This window comes from Mycetocola saprophilus (assembly GCF_000718085.1).
Taxonomy (GTDB): domain Bacteria; phylum Actinomycetota; class Actinomycetes; order Actinomycetales; family Microbacteriaceae; genus Mycetocola; species Mycetocola saprophilus.
Window position 1 is genome coordinate 63,470 of sequence record NZ_JOEC01000002.1, and the last position, 15,317, is coordinate 78,786.

Genomic DNA, 15,317 nt, shown 5'->3' on the forward strand with positions numbered 1-15,317 from the left:
CGTGCTGTATTAACACTCCACCACGTTGACGGCGAGGCCGCCCAGCGAGGTTTCCTTGTACTTGCTGCTCATGTCGTTTCCGGTGTCACGCATGGTGAGAATCACCTGATCGAGGGATACCCGATGGGTGCCGTCACCCCACAGGGCCATCTTGGCCGCGTTGACGGCCTTGGCGGCGCCGATCGCGTTGCGTTCGATACACGGGATCTGCACCAGCCCACCCACCGGGTCACACGTGAGCCCGAGGTTGTGCTCCATCGCGATCTCCGCCGCGTTGGCGACCTGGGCGGGGGTTCCGCCCAGAATCTCGGCGAGGGCGGCCGCGGCCATCGAGGAGGCCGAGCCCACCTCGCCCTGGCAGCCCAGCTCTGCGCCGGAGATCGCCGCCATTTCCTTATAGAGCACCCCGATCGCCGCCGCGGTGAGCAGGAAGCGCTCGGTGATGTCATCGCGCAGGGCCAGCAGCTCGGCGCTCGCCTCGGTGCTGCCGTCGGGGTTCATCAGCGCGCGCACGCTCGGGGCATAGTGGACCGCATAAAACAGCACGGCGGGGATGATGCCCGCGGCGCCATTGGTCGGGGCGGTAACCACCCGTCCCCCCGAGGCGTTTTCCTCGTTGACCGCGAGGGCCACCAGGTTCACCCACTCCTGCCAGTACAGCGGATCGCGGTGCGGATCCAGGGCGCGTAGACGCTCATGCCAGGCGGGCGCTCGGCGCTTCACGTCGAGTCCGCCGGGGAGCACGCCGGTGCGGGCGATCGCCGAGTCGGCGCACTGGTTCATCACGTCGCGAATATGCAGTAGGCCCGAGCGCAGGCGATCGGCATCGGTTTTCGCGAGCTCATTGTGGCGCATGACCTCGGAGATGGGGATCCCCCGCTCGGCACAGTGCTCGAGCAGTCGGGCGGCGCTGGCGAAGGGCAGCGGGATTGGTTGGACATCAAGGACGGCCGCGGGGACAACACCGTCGCGGGTGATGAAACCGCCGCCGATCGAATAGAACGTTTCGGTGGCGAGTTCGATCCCGGCCGCATCCAGGGCGCTCAGCCGCATCGCGTTGGTGTGCCGGGGCAGCACGGTGAGCGGGTGCAGGACCATATCGTCCTCCCCCAGCATGATGGCGCGCTCGCCGCCCAGGAGCAGCGGCGCCCCGGCGGCGATGCCGGCCAGGGTCTCGGTGACGGTGTCGGGTCCGATGGTTTCCGGATCAAACCCCGAGAGGCCCAGCAGGATCGCGCCCTGCGTGCCGTGTCCGCGGCCGGTGGCCGCCAGCGACCCGTACAGGTGAACGCTCAGCTCGGCGACGCTGCCCAGCAGATTGTGATCACGCAGTTCGGTGGCAAAAATATTCGCGGCCCGCATCGGGCCGACGGTGTGTGAACTTGAGGGTCCGATTCCGATCGAAAACAGATCAAAAACGCCAACACTCATGGGAACTCCTTTGCTGTGGATCCGCCGGTTCTTGTGGGGGAAGCGAATCCGTGGACCGTGGCCGCGCGGGATCGCCGGCGGCCACGGAACGTGGGGTGACGCGTTTAGGGGGCGGCGACGCCGTTTGCGGCCGCATACTCCTCGGGGCTCAGCAGCGGGCCCTCGGCGGTGACGGCCACGGTGAAGAGCCAGCCGGCCCCGTACGGGTCGCCATTGACCAGGGCGGGGTCATCCAGGACGGCCTGGTTGATGGCGATGACCTCACCGGTGACCGGCGCGTACAGGTCGGAGACGGACTTGGTGGACTCGACCTCGCCGCAGGTGGCGCCCGCGGTCACGGTGTCGCCTACCTCGGGCAGGCTCACGTAGACGATGTCGCCGAGGGCCTCGGCGGCGACCGCGGTGATGCCCACGGTTGCGGGATCGCCGGCGGCCAGCCACTCGTGCTCGGCGGAGTATTTCAGGTTGGGGGCAACGGTGCTCATGGGTGCCTTTCGATGGTGGTGGGGTGGGTGTTTAGCGGTGCTGTGGATTAGCGGGTACGGCGATAGAACGGGGTCTCAACCACGGTGAACGCCTCGGGCTTGCCGCGCAGGTCGGCCTGAACCGGAGTGCCGGGGGCCGCGAACTCGGGATCGATATAGGCGAAGGCGACCGGGTGGCCGAGGGTCGGGCTCGGCTGGCCCGAGGTCACGGTGCCGATCACCGCGCCCTCGCTGAGGATCGGATAACCGGCCCGGGCGGCCCGGCGACCCTCGCCGCGCAGGCCCACCAGGACACGGCGTCCCGTGCGGTGATCCCGGGCGGCTTCCAGCGCCGCTCGGCCCACGAAGTTGTGGCCCTCGGCGAGGTTCACCACGCGGTCAAATCCCGCGTCAAACGGGGTCAGGTCGCGGGTCAGCTCGTTGCCGTAGAGGGGCATTCCTGCCTCGAGGCGCAGCGAGTCCCGGGCGGCCAGGCCGCAGGGAATCAGGCCGCGGGTGAGCCCGGCGGCCAGCAGGGTGTCCCAGAGTTCGGCGGCCCGGGTGTCCGGGATGAACAACTCGAAGCCATCCTCCCCGGTGTAACCGGTGCGGGCGACCAGCGCCGGGGCGCCGTCCACGCTGAGTTCGAGGGCCGCGTAGTAGCGCAGCGCCGCAAGGGCTTCGTGGTCTTCCTCGGGCACCAGGGTGGCCAGGATCTCGGCGGCGCGCGGACCCTGCAGCGCGATCAGTGCGGTGTGCGCGCTGGCATCGGTGACGGTGGCCGTGAACCCGGCGGCACGGGTGGTCAGCTCCCCGGCCACCAGTGCGGCGTTGCCGGCATTGGGGACCACGAGGAAGCGCTCGGGGGCGAGGCGGTAGACGATCAGGTCGTCGAGGATCCCGCCATCCTCGGCCACGATCAGCGAGTACTTGGCGCGGCCCACGGCCAGGGTGTCGAAGGCCCCGACCAGCGCGAAGCTCAGCGCGGCGGCCGCATCCGGTCCCTGCACCCAGACCTCGCCCATGTGGGACAGGTCAAACAGCCCGGCGGCCTCGCGGACGGCCGTGTGCTCGGCGAGCTCGGACCCGTAGCGCAGCGGCATTTGCCAGCCACCAAAATCGGTGAAGTGCGCGCCGAGCACGGCGTGGGCGTCGTAGAGGGCGGTGGTGCGTTCGGTCATCGGGTGGCCTCGGCTTCCTCGGTGTGGCTGTCCTCGGAGGAGGTTTCCTCAAAGGCCGACAGGGGCGGGCAGGAGCAGATCAGGTTGCGGTCTCCGGCGGCCTGGTTGATCCGGCCCACCGGCGGGAAGTACTTGTCCTGACGCAGTCCGGGCACCGGGAAGGCCGCCTGCTCGCGACCGTAGGGGCGATCCCAGGTGTCCGAGAGCAGCGCGGCGGCGGTGTGTGGGGCGCGGCGCAGCGGCGATTCGGCCACCGGGTACTCCCCCGCCTCCACCGAGGCAATCTCGGCGCGGATCACCCGCATGGCAGTCACGAAGCGCTCGAGTTCGGCGATGTCCTCGGACTCGGTGGGCTCGACCATCAGGGTGCCGGGCACCGGGAACGACAGCGTCGGGGCGTGGAAGCCGAAGTCCATCAGGCGCTTGGCCACGTCCTCGGCGGTGACGCCGGTTGCCGCGGTGATCGGGCGCAGATCCAGGATGCACTCGTGCGCCACCAGGCCGTCGTTTCCGCGGTAGAGCACCGGGAAGTACTCGTCCAGGCGTGCGGCCAGGTAGTTGGCCGAGAGCAGCGCGGTGCGGGTCGCGCGGGTCAGACCCTCGCCGCCCATCAGGCGCACATAGGCCCAGCTGATCGGCAGCACGCCGGCCGAGCCGAAGCGGGCCGAGGAGATCGGGGTCGTGGAGTTGGGGTCGGTCGCATCCCCGGGGAGGAACGGTGCCAGGTGGGCGCGCACGGCGACCGGTCCGACGCCGGGTCCACCGCCACCGTGCGGGATGCAGAAGGTCTTGTGCAGGTTCAGGTGCGAGACGTCGCCGCCAAACTCGCCGGGCTTGGCGAGCCCGACCAGCGCGTTGAGGTTGGCACCGTCGATGTAGACCTGACCACCGGCCGCGTGCACCGCGTCACACACCTCGCGCACGTCGGCATCGAAGACACCGTGGGTCGAGGGGTAGGTGATCATGATCGCGGCCAGCACGTCGCGGTGCTCGGCAATCTTGGCGTTCAGATCGGCGTGATCGATCGTGCCGTCGGCGGCCGTGGCCACCACCACAACCCGCATTCCGGCGAGGACCGCCGAGGCCGCATTGGTGCCGTGCGCGCTCGCCGGAATCAGGCAGATGGTGCGCGCCTCATCCCCGCGGGAGCGGTGGTAGCCGCGGATCGCCAGCAGGCCCGCCAGCTCGCCCTGGGAACCGGCGTTGGGCTGAACCGAGACCCGGTCATAGCCGGTGATCTCGGCCAGATCCTCCTCGAGCTCGGTGATCAGCGTGCGCCAGCCCACGGTCTGGTGATCGGGGGCGAAGGGGTGGATCGAGGCGAATTCGGGCCAGGAGATGGCCTCCATCTCGACCGCCGCGTTGAGCTTCATGGTGCAGGAACCCAGCGGAATCATGGTCCGGTCCAGGGCCAGGTCGCGGTCCGAGAGGCGGCGAATATAGCGCAGCAACTGGGTTTCCGAGCGGTGCTGGTGGAACACCGGGTGGGTGAGGAAGGCGCTGGTGCGCACAATCTCGGCGGGGATCCGGTCGGCCTCGGCCGGAACCACCGGTGCGGCCTCGGCCGGAACCACCGGTGCGGCCTCGGTGCCGGTGATCGCGGCCAGCACATGGTCGAGGATGCGCGCGGTGGTGACCTCGTTGACCGCCACTCCCACGTGGTCACCGTCGATCCGGCGCAGGTTGATTCCGTGACCCTCGGCGGCGGCCAGCACCTCGACGGCTCGGCCGGGCACGGCCACGGTCAGGGTGTCAAACGCGGTCTGGTTGACCACGGTGATACCCGCGGATTCCAGCGCATCCCGCAGCCCGGTGGCCAGTCGGTGAATACGACGGGCGATGCTCGTCAGCCCCTCGGGACCGTGATACACCGCGTAGAACGAGGCGACCACGGCCAGCAGGGCCTGCGCGGTACAGATGTTGGAGGTGGCCTTCTCGCGGCGGATGTGCTGCTCGCGGGTCTGCAGGGCCAGGCGGTAGGCGGGGCGTCCGGCATCGTCCACCGAGACGCCGACCAGGCGACCGGGCAGCTGACGCTCAAGACCCTTCTTCACCGAGATGAACGCGGCGTGCGGGCCACCAAAGAAGAGGGGAACACCCATCCGCTGGGCCGAACCCACGGCGATATCGGCGCCCTGCTCGCCCGGGGAGGTCAGCAGGGTCAGGGCCAGCAGGTCGGTCGCGACGGTCACCAGGGCGCCCCGCTCGTGGGCCGCGGCGATGACCGCCGAGTGATCCACGATCGCGCCCGAGACGCCGGGCTGCTGCACAATCACGCCGCCCAACGGACCCTCGGGCAGGTCGGCGGGCAGGCCCCGGGAGAGGTCGGCAACGATGATCTCGAACCCGAGCGCCTCGGCCCGGCCGCGCAGCAGGGCGATGGTCTGCGGGAAGGCGTCGGCGTCGATCACCGTGGGCGCATCATCGGGCAGGCCGCGGGTCGCGCGGCGCATGAGCAGCGCGGCCTCGACCACGGCGGTGCCCTCATCCAGCAGCGAGGCACCGGCGACATCGAGCCCGGTGAGGTCCTGGACCATGGTCTGGAAATTCAGCAGCGCCTCCAGGCGACCCTGCGAAATCTCGGGCTGATACGGGGTATAGGCGGTGTACCAGGCGGGGCTTTCCAGCACGTTGCGGCGGATGACCGCGGGGGTGATGGTGTCCGAGTAACCCTGACCGATCAGCTGCACGGCGGTGGTGTTCTGCGTGGCCAGGGCGCGCAGCGCGGTGAGGACGTCGGCCTCGGACAGCGGGCGGGCCAGGTTCAGCGGGGCCGCCTGGCGGATCGAGGTCGGCACGGCGGTATCAACCAGGGCAGAGAGGCTCGGCTGACCGATCACCCTCAGCATGTCGGTGACCTGCGCATCGAGGTGCACCCCGATGTGGCGCTCGGCAAAGCCGACCTCGGGGGTTGGCTGCGCGCTCGCGGCGGCGGGAACGGATACGGATGGGTCGACCAGGGTCACGGGAACTCCAATATGGGTACCGGCGCGGGCGCGCCGGAAACGACGATGGGTTCCTCCCCGCTCTGTAGCTGTACCTGAGAGATTTCGCGCGGGGATTCCGCACCTGCACCGTCGGTGGATCCGCCCGGATGGGGGATCACTTTCCAGAGTTGCCGCACCACTGCGGTCCATGGGCCTGAGAGATTCCCGGGGAGGGTTTGCTCCTACGGCGCCCAAACATCGGGACTCTCCCGCGGTGGTTTAGTGGCGTATGTGATTGTGGGTGTTCGGCATCAATCTACACGGTTTTGGGGCCCGCGCCCACCGCGCACGCGACATCCTCGGCGTGGATGCAGCGGGTGGTTACCTGCCCGTAACACGGGGTGCTTCCGGGCCCGGTCATTACGTCCTGGCAGAAAGTGCGAATCATTCGCCATTGCAGCCATGTTCTCGGGCAGCGAGGCTGGACCTACCGCACACCGCGGCGGCCGAACCGGTCCAACCCCAAGGGAGCCCCCATGTCCACCACCCTGCGCGAACTCAACGGATTCTCCGCCGAACCCGCGTCCCTGACCGCATCCACCCTCGTGCTGATCGACTATCAAAACACCTACACCACCGGCGTGATGGAGCTCGAAGGCTGGGCACCCGCCCTCGATGCCGCCGCCGATCTACTCGCACGGGCCCGCGCCGCCGGGACCCCGGTGATCCACGTGATCAACGATGGCGGCCCCGGAACCCCCTATGACATTCGGGCCGACATCGGTCAGATTCACCCCCGCGTCGCCCCGCGGGACGGGGAGGCCGTGGTGGTGAAGAGCGCCCCCAACGCGTTTGTGGACACCACCCTGGGTGAGCTGGTCGACGCCGCCGGCAACAACGCGCTGATCATCGCCGGATTCATGACCCACATGTGTGTGACCTTCACCGCCGAGGGTGCCTTCCTCCGCGGCAATTCGGCCACCGTGATCGCCGATGCCTGCGCCACCCGCCCGCTGCGGGTGCTTGACACCGAGGTCAGCGCACCCCGGCTGCACGCCTCGGCGCTGGCCACCATCGCCGACCTCTACGCGGTTGTGGTTCCCACGGTTGCGGCGCTCGCGGACTAGCGCCAGGTTCCCCGCGTCACCGAGGATGAGGACATGGTGAATCCGGTGCGCACGATAGCGGTCCTTGCATTTGACGGGGTCGACCTGCTCGATGTCACCGGGCCGGCCGAGGTATTCGGGCTGGCCAACCGGGAGGGCGGGGCATCCCCGCACTATGAGGTGCTGATCGCCGCTCCCGATTCGGGTCCGATCCGCACCGCGGCGGGCGTTCGGCTGCTGCCCGACTGCACCATCGCGGAGCTGGCGTCGCGACACATCGACACCCTGATCGTGCCCGGGGCGGCGGAGGCCGATGAGCACGGGCGCATCGTGGCGGTGTGCGATCCGGACATCGTCGACTGGGTGCGCGTGCTGGAACCGCGGGTCGCTCGCATCGCCTCGGTGTGCGTGGGCGCGCATATCCTGGCGCGGGCGGGGGTCCTCGAGGGCAGGCGGGTCACCACGCACTGGTCCACGGCTGCCCAACTCGCCATCGAACACCCGGGGATCGAGGTGGACGCCGATCCGATTTTTATCCACGAGGGGCGGATCTGGACCGCCGCCGGAATCAGCTCCTGCCTGGATCTCTCCCTGGCCCTGGTGGCCGAAGACCTGGGTAACCCGATGGCGATCGCCGTGGCCCGGCAGCTCGTCGTCTATCTCAAGCGGCCCGGCGGCCAGAGCCAATTCAGCGTGCCGCTGCGGGATGCGCCCGCGTCACGAGACATGGACGAGCTCCGCCTGTTTATCTCCAACAACCTCGAATCCGACCTGGGAGTCGAGCGCCTGGCGCGGCAGGCAAACCTGAGCGACCGCCACTTCGCGCGGGTGTTTCGGCAGGAGTTTGGGCAGACCCCGGGACAGTATGTGGAGTCGCTGCGGGTCGAGGCCGCGCGGCGGATGCTCGAATCCACCGATGATTCGCTGGACGCGGTGGCCGCGTCCACGGGGCTGGGATCGGTGGATACCCTGATCCGCGCCTTCCACCGCCACCTGGGCACCACGCCGGGCACCTACCGACGCGGCTTCCGCACCCCTATTCGCTGAGCGCCTGCACCACCTGCGCCGCGGTGGCCCGGGCCGAGCGGGCGGCCCCGATCGTGCTGGCCTGTGGACCGTAGCCGGCCAGGAAGAGGCGCGGTTCGTCGATCGCCCGGCCGCGCTCGACCCGGATCGTGTGTCCGGGGGCGGCGAGGCCCAGGGGTTCCAGGTGGTCGAGTTCGGCGCGGAAGCCGGCGGCCCAGATGACCGCGTCCACGTTTTCGGCGGTCCCATCGGGCCAGATCACGCCGGTGTCGGTCATCGCGGTGAACAGCGGGCGCTCGACCAGGATCCCCGCCTCGCGCGCCTGGCGCATCCGTCGGGTCAGCGGCACGCCGGTCCCCGAGACGATGCTGGGCAGGATCTCCCCCGCCCTGGCTGCCTCATCCTGCGCCGCGACGGCGGCCCGGGCATGGTCGCGGGCGAGCCCCACGGTCTCACTGAAGTTCACCGGATGCCGGGTTGCCCACTGCACACGGGCGGCCACCGGGGAGAGTTCCAGCACAAATCCGATCGCGCTGGTCCCGCCGCCCACCACGATCACGTGCTGCCCGGCAAACGCCTCGGCGGACACGAACTCGGGGGTGCGCAGCTGAAGACCGGTGAAGCGCTCGCGTCCGGGAACCTCGGGCTGGATCGGATGGGTCCAGGTACCCGAGGCGTTGATCACGATCCGGGCCAGGATTTCGGTGTCGGGTGCGCCGGTGACCGCGTTCCGGGTGGTGACCCGCAGCGTGTGGTCGGGACCGTCCGCGGTGACCGAGACCGCCTCGACCGGTCGCCGGATCGGCAGCGAGTAGGCACGCTCGTAGCGCGCGTAGTAGTCGGCGACGATGTCGCGGGCGGGTTCATCCCCGGGGGCGGTGCGGAAGCTGAGGCCCAGGGTGTCGAGCCCGGGGAGGTCCTCAACCTGGTGCGCGTCGTCCAGGCGTAGCGAGACCCAGCGGTGCTGCCAGGCACCACCCGAGCCGGGTCCACGATCGATGACCCGCATGTTGGTGAGGCCGCGGCGCTGAAGCTCCTGGGCGGTGGCCAGGCCCGCCTGGCCGGCCCCGATGATCAGCACATCGACCCGGGAGGTGGGGGTCACACTCATGCGGCAGGAGCGGTGGGGGCCGTCGCCGCAGACGGCGCCTCGGCAACGCCGGGCGGGGTCAGCGCGTGCAGTCGATCGCTCGGATCCAGGGTGCGCAGGATCCGGGTACTGACCTCATCCAGCGCGCCCACCAGGTCGGGGCCCAGCGCATCAAAGACATGTTTACGCACGGTCTCCACGTGCCCGGGGGCCGCGGCCACCACGATCTCCCACCCGGCGTCGGTCAGCCGCGCATTGGTGGCCCGACGATCATCCGCGCAGGGGAAACGCTCTACCAACCCGCGCTCCTCCAGGCGGCGCACCACGTGGGACAGCCGGGGCAGTGTGGCGTTGGTCGCGTCGGACAGCGCGGTCATCCGCAGGGTCCGTTCGGGGGCTTCGGAGAGCTTTGCCAGGGTGAAGTACTCGTAGTGGGTCAGCCCGGCGTCGGCCTGGAGCTCGGATTCGAGCGCTCCGGGGAGCAGCTGCACCACCGCGATAAAGCGCAGCCACGCCTGCATTTCCGCGGGACTGAGCCAGGGAACATCGGTCATTTTTCCTCCCAAAGCATGCCCGCTAACTATAACGCCCGCGGCCTTACGCCGAGGGCGGAATGGGGCCCGAGTGCGGCGGAGAACACCACAGAATGGAGGGGTGAGACGTTTTATCCGCGCCTCCCGCTACGTTTCTTCCCGCCGCGCCCGGTAGCCTGGATCGGTCCCCGGCCGTCTGTTTCAAGGAGCACCATGAGTACTAGCCCCGCCGAACGGACCCCGTATGAGGTCCTCGGAGTGGCCGGATCGGCGAGCGAGGACGACCTGCGCCGGGCCTACCGTCGTCGCGCCCGCGAGACCCACCCGGACACCGGAGGCAGCGCCGCCGCGTTTGACGAGGTACAGCGTGCCTGGGAACTGGTGGGCACCATCGAGGCGCGTGCGTCCTATGATCGCGGATCCTCCTCGACCTCCTCCCCCGCCGAGCCCGGGGCCACCTGGTCGGCGGCCCCGCGTCCGCCGCGGCAGGATTCGCGCCCCAAGGCGCGCACCTACGGACACCCCGGCGGCCGGGCGCGCGAGCGCTATCTGGGGATGCTGCGCGAGTGGGTGGGGCGCGGCGTCGACATCCCCGACCCCTATGAGGCCCGCCTGGTGCGGACCGCTCCCCCGGAGATCCGCCGCGAGCTGGCCAAGGCGCTCGCCGAGGAGGCCACCGCCCGGCAGATCACCGACCTGGGTATGGGTTTCACGATGTGGAGCGATGTGGCCGCCGGGAACGAGGGGGCGCTGGATCACGTGGTCCTCGGCCCCGCCGGACTGTTTGCGATCGCCTCCGAGGACTGGGGCGGCCGGATTGTGCTCAAGCGCGGCGAGCTTCAGGGCGAAAATATTGGTCCGTTGGAACTGCCGGTTCGCCGCACCACCCGCACCGCGCGGGCCTTCGCCAAGGACCTCCGGGTCAAGTTCACCGGCGTGCTGATCGTGGTCCCCGACAATTCGATGGAGGACGGCATCGTGGCCGTGGGTCGCGGACGCCACGCGAGCACCCTGGTGGTGCAGCGCTCGCTGCTCGGCCACGTGCTGCGCACCGGCATCCCCGGGATGGCGCACGGCAGCCTGAGCGACGTATTCGAGCTGCGCAGCGTGCTCCAGGCGGGTATCCGATTCCTCTAGGCCGCACCCGCGCCTATTCTTAAGGGGTGATGACCGACACCCAGCAGCTGCTAGACCGCGCCCCGGCGGCGCTCGCCGAGACGCCCTGGGAGGTCGTGGTCTGGGATGACCCGGTCAACCTGATGAGCTATGTCTCCTTTGTGTTCCGCAGCCACTTCGGTATGAGTACCGAGCAGGCCGAGGAACGGATGCTTGCCGTACACAACGAGGGCAGCGCGGTCGTGGCCCGGGCCGGACGCGAGGCCGCCGAGATGCACGTGCAGGCGATGCACGGCTTCGGTCTGTGGGCCACCGTACGCGCCGGTGATGCGGGGACCGGGGCGTGAGCGTGAGCATCGGTGCCGTGCACCTGGATCACAACGGCTTCACGCTGCTGCTCGAGGAGCACGAGCGGGCGATCCTCTCCGATCTGGCGACCCAGCTGATCGAGGTGCTTGAGGATCCCACCGATCCGGTGGCCGAACGCCTCTATCCCGACGCCTACCCGGAGGATGCCGAGGCCTCGGCGGAGTTTCGCCGGCTGACCCGCGGCGACCTCGACGATGCCCGCATTCACGGTGCCCGGCTGCTCGCGGACACGATCCCCGCCGATCCCGCGCCCGCACTCTCCCGCGCGGATGCCGAGACCGTGATGCGCGCGCTTGGCGATCTGCGTCAGGTCCTCGCCGAACGCCTGAGCATCACCACGCAGACCCCCGAGGCCGACCCCGATGAACCGCTGACGGGCCTGTATGACTGGCTCGGCTACCTGCAGGAGTCCCTGGTGCTGGCGCTGGTGCGCGGCGATGAGGAGTCGGGCAGGCTGGCGAAAGGTTAGGTTCTCACCGCGGAATCACCCGGGTTCGGGCCTCGATAACACGGCGGATCTGCCGGCGACCCTGCGTTGGGTGCCCCACGGCTAGGGACGGTGTGATCCGAGTGCCGTGGCTCGCGATCGCCACCAGGTATCCAGTGCGGCAATGAGGACGCCGCCCAACAGGTAGGCGATCAGGTCCACCCCGTTGAAGGTGGTGCCCAGCAGATAGCGCCAGCCGATCCACTGCTCGGCCAGTCGCAGCGGAATCCCGGTGGCCTGAAAGAATTCGATCGCCCAGCAGATCACCACGGTGACAAGGCCCAGTGGGATCGGGCGCAGCCGAACCCAGAGAATCCCGATCGCCAGGTACGCGGCCACCGCATACAGGGCGTCTCCGGCGAACCCGGCGACCTCGCCGCTGCCCAGCTTTGTCACCGCGAGACCCAGCGCCACACAGGCCACCAGCGCGATCAGCAGCCCGCGGCGACGGCGCGGCAGGGGACGTGAATCGGAAGTGTGCACGGGGTTCCTCTCGTGAGCGTTCAGGCTAGCGTGCCCCGGCTGGGAAAACGCACGGGTCACATGGATTCCCCGCGCCGCCCCGAACAGTGATTGGATGGAGGGCATGCACAACACTGACGAGCTCATCGCGGACTTTGGTGCCTTCATTCAGGCCTCCCCCTCCTCCTATCACGCGGCCGCGGCGGGGGCCGCCCGGCTCGAGGGAGCCGGATTCACCCGGCTGGACGAGGCCGACGCCTGGCCCACCGAGGCCGGCCGCTACCTGGTGATCCGGGATGGCGCGCTGGTGGCCTGGATCCAGCCCGAGGGCGCGACCGCGACCACCGGCTTCCGCATCCTGGGTGCCCACACCGACTCCCCCGGGTTCAAGCTCAAGCCCAAGCCGAGCACCGGATCCGACGGCTGGCTGCAGGCCGGGGTCGAGGTCTACGGCGGCCCGCTGCTGAACTCCTGGCTCGACCGCGAGCTGGAGCTCGCCGGACGCCTGGTTCTGCGCGACGGCAGCGAGCACCTGGTGCGCACCGGACCGTACCTGCGCATCCCGCAGCTGGCGATCCATCTGGACCGCGAGGCCAACAACGGGCTGACTCTGAACCGTCAGCGTCACACCCAGCCCGTGTACGGCGTGGGTGATCGCTCCACCGCCGACCTGGTGGCGCACCTGGCGGCGCTCGCCGGCGTCGAAGCCGCCGAGGTGGCCGGCTATGACATCCTGACCGCCGACACCCAGGCCCCCGCGCGCTTCGGCCAGAACGGTGAGCTGTTTGCCGCCGGCCGGATGGACAACCTCTCCTCGGTCTGGGCCGGCCTGCACGCCCTGGAGACCCTGGCTGCCGATCCCGCGCACATCGTGATGCTCGCCGCATTCGACCACGAGGAACTCGGTTCGGAAACCCGCTCGGGTGCCAGTGGACCGCTGCTCGCCGAGATCACCGAGCGCATTGCGCTGGGCCTCGGGGCCACCGGCACCGACGTGGCCCGCGCCTATGCCGCATCCTGGTGCCTCTCGGCGGATGCCGGCCACTCGGTGCACCCCAACTACGGGGAGATGCACGACCCCGCGGTGCGTCCGCTGGCCGGATCCGGTCCGCTGCTGAAGATCAACGCCAACCAGCGCTACGCGACCGACGCGCACGGTGCCGCGCTGTTCGCCCGGGCCTGCGAGGCCGCCGGGGTGAACTACCAGGAGTTCGTCTCGAACAACACGGTGCCGTGTGGTTCGACCATCGGCCCGCTCACCGCGACCCGCCTGGGCATCCGCACCGTGGACGTCGGGGTGCCGCTGCTCTCGATGCACTCGGCCCGCGAGCTGTGCCACGTGAACGACCCGATCGCGCTCTCCGGCGCCATCGGCGCCTTCTTCGCCGGCGCCTAATCACGCACAGACCGAAGGCCCGTCCCGATCCGGGGCGGGCCTTCGGTGCGTGTGGCCGAGGGTGTCAATCCGCTGAAAATTCGCTTGTCGGAACCGCGTACCCTCGACACCGCTGATCCTCGCTGGTAGCGTCGCCAGCACGTGAGCGAGGGAGTAAAATCCGTGGTCAAGCAGAGAATATTAGGAGCTCTGGTCGGTGTGCTTGCTGCCCTGATCTATCTGCCCCTGCTAGGTTTCCTAAGCTTCCACGAGCGGGCTCGGCAGGAGGGATTGGTGGTCAGCTGGAATCTGGTCGACGTCACCACCGCCGAGCCACGGCGAACCCTGCTGCCGGTTTTGGGCATGATTCTGCTTGGCGCTCTCTTCGCCTGGGCACTGTTGCGAGGGTCCACCCGATTCCGGGCCATCACCCCCGGATGGCCGCTGTTCTCGGCCGGAGCGACCCTGCTGGTTATCGTCCTGCTCACCACCATCGTGTCCGATGTCCCCGTGCCCGACACGCTGAGCCTGTCGGAGTCGGGATTCGCGGCCTACGTGGTGGCCGGTGCGACCGGCGCGACTACCGCCGCTCTCGGGGCCGTGCTGTGCGTGGCCTCTCTCTTTCTGGAGAGAAAAGCCGTCTCGACGCCTGCTCCCTAGTCGATCCGGTAGCGATCCCCATAGGTGCGCCACTCCAGCGGAGTGGTCAGATCGTAGTTGCCGGCCTTGAGGAACACCCGCTGCGCGGTGTCGATGCGCGAGGTGTCATCGTGAGCCTCCTCGGTTTTCATCGCCGCGACGCGGGCGTCGAGGAATGCGTTCAGGTACGTCTTTTCGTCGCCGCCCTGGGCGGGGGTCTTAGCCTTTTTCATCGCGGTCTTTCGGATGCCCTCGAGGCTCACCTCATCCCCCTCGGTGCCGTGCACCACGGCCGCGTCGTAGTAGGCAAACTGGCCCAGCGGGCGCAGGCCGTCGGCCACCGCGAGGGATACCGCCGGGTCAAAATACTCCCTGTCCCGCTCGGCATCCTGGGCGGCACGGAACTTCGGATCGTCGGCCGCATCGGTCCAGGCCTGCTCAAAATCCGGTCCGAGCCCGTCGTGGGAGTCGGTGCCGTTGACCTTCTCCAGCGCGGGAATGAACGGCGCCAGCGGATTGCCCGGAACCGTCCGGGTGTAGGCCCGCACCACCTCGAGGAGATCACCGGTGCCGCTGGTGAAGCCGATGATCCCGGCGGTGAATCCGCGGCCATCCTCGATGTCTTCGATATAGCCGTACTGATCCTTCCAGTCCAGCGTGGAATTCTCGGCGCTGGATACCAGCTGCATCGCGATGTCCTTGAGTCGGGGATCGTTCAGCGTCGCCTCCGGCGCCTTCTGCTCGGGGGCCACCGATTCCGAGGCGGACTCGATCGCCGGCTGAGGGATTTTGGGCAGCAGCGAGCATCCCGCGGTCAACGTCAGAATCGCGGCACCCAGCATCGCGGCGCCCACCCATCCGGATCGGGTGGAGGAGGGTTTTGCGGAAGTGAACATCAGCCGTCCTTTGAGAGCGATTCAGCAGGGATTCTCAGACTACTCGCGGTGCGCGGCACGCCGTGATGCAAAAACTCGGATTTCGAATTTTTTGGGGACCCATCCGGGACCCTCGGATCCCCGCCACGCCGCGGATTTCGGGGGTGTTCGAGGGGGCGGGAACCGGGTGCGCCGCGCCCCCTCTCCAGTGTTCATTTCACATTCACCGGAGTGTC

General features: G+C 69.0%; 15 protein-coding genes and 2 riboswitches. Of the genes, 7 read left to right on the plus strand and 8 right to left on the minus strand.

Annotated features, from left to right (window positions below; all coding sequences use genetic code 11):
• Positions 1 to 9: 9 nt before the first annotated feature.
• The 4 genes from IE92_RS0105955 to gcvP form a co-directional block, all read right to left on the minus strand.
• Positions 10 to 1,431, minus strand: a complete 1,422-nt coding sequence (locus IE92_RS0105955; protein ID WP_030147594.1) for an L-serine ammonia-lyase — start codon at positions 1,429 to 1,431, stop codon at positions 10 to 12.
• A gap of 104 nt (positions 1,432 to 1,535) precedes the next feature.
• Positions 1,536 to 1,916, minus strand: coding sequence for a glycine cleavage system protein GcvH (gene gcvH / locus IE92_RS0105960; protein WP_030147595.1), 381 nt, complete (start codon positions 1,914 to 1,916; stop codon positions 1,536 to 1,538).
• A 47-nt stretch (positions 1,917 to 1,963) separates the two neighbouring features.
• Entirely contained in the window at positions 1,964 to 3,076 is a 1,113-nt protein-coding gene (gene gcvT / locus IE92_RS0105965; RefSeq protein ID WP_030147596.1) for a glycine cleavage system aminomethyltransferase GcvT, read from the minus strand.
• Entirely contained in the window at positions 3,073 to 5,958 is a 2,886-nt protein-coding gene (gcvP, locus tag IE92_RS0105970) for an aminomethyl-transferring glycine dehydrogenase (RefSeq protein ID WP_281173594.1), read from the minus strand. Before gcvP ends, gcvT begins: the two co-directional genes overlap by 4 nt.
• A gap of 136 nt (positions 5,959 to 6,094) precedes the next feature.
• A riboswitch (glycine riboswitch) is annotated at positions 6,095 to 6,195 on the minus strand.
• Positions 6,196 to 6,285: riboswitch (glycine riboswitch) on the minus strand. It lies immediately after the preceding riboswitch.
• Between the two features lie 254 nt (positions 6,286 to 6,539).
• Here gcvP and IE92_RS0105975 point away from each other — a divergent pair.
• Both IE92_RS0105975 and IE92_RS0105980 read left to right on the plus strand, forming a co-directional pair.
• Positions 6,540 to 7,130 (plus strand): isochorismatase family protein, encoded by a 591-nt coding sequence (locus tag IE92_RS0105975; RefSeq protein ID WP_030147598.1) that lies wholly within the window; start codon positions 6,540 to 6,542, stop codon positions 7,128 to 7,130.
• A gap of 33 nt (positions 7,131 to 7,163) precedes the next feature.
• Positions 7,164 to 8,156, plus strand: a complete 993-nt coding sequence (locus tag IE92_RS0105980) for a GlxA family transcriptional regulator (RefSeq protein ID WP_030147599.1) — start codon at positions 7,164 to 7,166, stop codon at positions 8,154 to 8,156.
• On the opposite strand, the gene IE92_RS0105985 is transcribed toward IE92_RS0105980, so the two are convergent.
• Entirely contained in the window at positions 8,146 to 9,246 is a 1,101-nt protein-coding gene (locus tag IE92_RS0105985) for an FAD-dependent oxidoreductase (protein WP_030147600.1), read from the minus strand. The two genes, IE92_RS0105980 and IE92_RS0105985, sit on opposite strands and share 11 nt — an antisense overlap.
• The gene (locus tag IE92_RS0105990) at positions 9,243 to 9,779 is read right to left on the minus strand and encodes a MarR family winged helix-turn-helix transcriptional regulator (RefSeq protein WP_030147601.1); all 537 of its coding nucleotides are present in this window, start codon (positions 9,777 to 9,779) and stop codon (positions 9,243 to 9,245) included. Before IE92_RS0105990 ends, IE92_RS0105985 begins: the two co-directional genes overlap by 4 nt.
• 192 nt (positions 9,780 to 9,971) lie before the next feature.
• Here IE92_RS0105990 and IE92_RS0105995 point away from each other — a divergent pair, with 192 nt between their 5' ends.
• The 3 genes from IE92_RS0105995 to IE92_RS16490 are packed head-to-tail and all read left to right on the plus strand — an operon-like array spanning position 9,972 to position 11,712.
• On the plus strand, positions 9,972 to 10,895 hold the full coding sequence (locus IE92_RS0105995; protein ID WP_030147602.1) for a DnaJ domain-containing protein: 924 nt from the start codon (positions 9,972 to 9,974) through the stop codon (positions 10,893 to 10,895).
• Between the two features lie 29 nt (positions 10,896 to 10,924).
• On the plus strand, positions 10,925 to 11,221 hold the full coding sequence (clpS, locus tag IE92_RS0106000; RefSeq protein ID WP_051701757.1) for an ATP-dependent Clp protease adapter ClpS: 297 nt from the start codon (positions 10,925 to 10,927) through the stop codon (positions 11,219 to 11,221).
• On the plus strand, positions 11,218 to 11,712 hold the full coding sequence (locus tag IE92_RS16490) for a DUF2017 family protein (protein WP_051701756.1): 495 nt from the start codon (positions 11,218 to 11,220) through the stop codon (positions 11,710 to 11,712). The genes clpS and IE92_RS16490 overlap by 4 nt, the downstream gene beginning before the upstream one ends.
• Before the next feature lie 81 nt (positions 11,713 to 11,793).
• On the opposite strand, the gene IE92_RS16495 is transcribed toward IE92_RS16490, so the two are convergent.
• Positions 11,794 to 12,213: a DUF2809 domain-containing protein gene (locus IE92_RS16495; protein ID WP_051701755.1), complete on the minus strand. Its 420-nt coding sequence runs from the start codon at positions 12,211 to 12,213 to the stop codon at positions 11,794 to 11,796.
• A gap of 103 nt (positions 12,214 to 12,316) precedes the next feature.
• On the opposite strand from IE92_RS16495, the gene IE92_RS0106015 reads away from it, so the two are divergent.
• Entirely contained in the window at positions 12,317 to 13,588 is a 1,272-nt protein-coding gene (locus IE92_RS0106015; RefSeq protein WP_030147606.1) for a M18 family aminopeptidase, read from the plus strand.
• 141 nt (positions 13,589 to 13,729) lie between these two features.
• On the plus strand, positions 13,730 to 14,227 hold the full coding sequence (locus tag IE92_RS0106020; protein WP_156027429.1) for a hypothetical protein: 498 nt from the start codon (positions 13,730 to 13,732) through the stop codon (positions 14,225 to 14,227).
• Here the strand turns inward: IE92_RS0106020 and IE92_RS0106025 are convergent.
• Positions 14,224 to 15,102 carry a chitosanase gene (locus IE92_RS0106025; protein ID WP_030147608.1) on the minus strand — a complete coding sequence of 293 codons (879 nt, stop codon included), beginning with the start codon at positions 15,100 to 15,102 and terminating at the stop codon, positions 14,224 to 14,226. The two genes, IE92_RS0106020 and IE92_RS0106025, sit on opposite strands and share 4 nt — an antisense overlap.
• Positions 15,103 to 15,317 lie beyond the last annotated feature (215 nt).

Coding starts and splice junctions, on each gene's coding strand:
- IE92_RS0105955 (WP_030147594.1), bottom strand. CDS start 1,431: ATGAGTGTTGGCGTTTTTGATCTGTTTTCGATCGGAATCGGACCCTCA.
- gcvH (WP_030147595.1), bottom strand. CDS start 1,916: ATGAGCACCGTTGCCCCCAACCTGAAATACTCCGCCGAGCACGAGTGG.
- gcvT (WP_030147596.1), bottom strand. CDS start 3,076: ATGACCGAACGCACCACCGCCCTCTACGACGCCCACGCCGTGCTCGGC.
- IE92_RS0105975 (WP_030147598.1), top strand. CDS start 6,540: ATGTCCACCACCCTGCGCGAACTCAACGGATTCTCCGCCGAACCCGCG.
- IE92_RS0105980 (WP_030147599.1), top strand. CDS start 7,164: ATGGTGAATCCGGTGCGCACGATAGCGGTCCTTGCATTTGACGGGGTC.
- IE92_RS0105985 (WP_030147600.1), bottom strand. CDS start 9,246: ATGAGTGTGACCCCCACCTCCCGGGTCGATGTGCTGATCATCGGGGCC.
- IE92_RS0105990 (WP_030147601.1), bottom strand. CDS start 9,779: ATGACCGATGTTCCCTGGCTCAGTCCCGCGGAAATGCAGGCGTGGCTG.
- IE92_RS0105995 (WP_030147602.1), top strand. CDS start 9,972: ATGAGTACTAGCCCCGCCGAACGGACCCCGTATGAGGTCCTCGGAGTG.
- clpS (WP_051701757.1), top strand. CDS start 10,925: ATGACCGACACCCAGCAGCTGCTAGACCGCGCCCCGGCGGCGCTCGCC.
- IE92_RS0106015 (WP_030147606.1), top strand. CDS start 12,317: ATGCACAACACTGACGAGCTCATCGCGGACTTTGGTGCCTTCATTCAG.
- IE92_RS0106025 (WP_030147608.1), bottom strand. CDS start 15,102: ATGTTCACTTCCGCAAAACCCTCCTCCACCCGATCCGGATGGGTGGGC.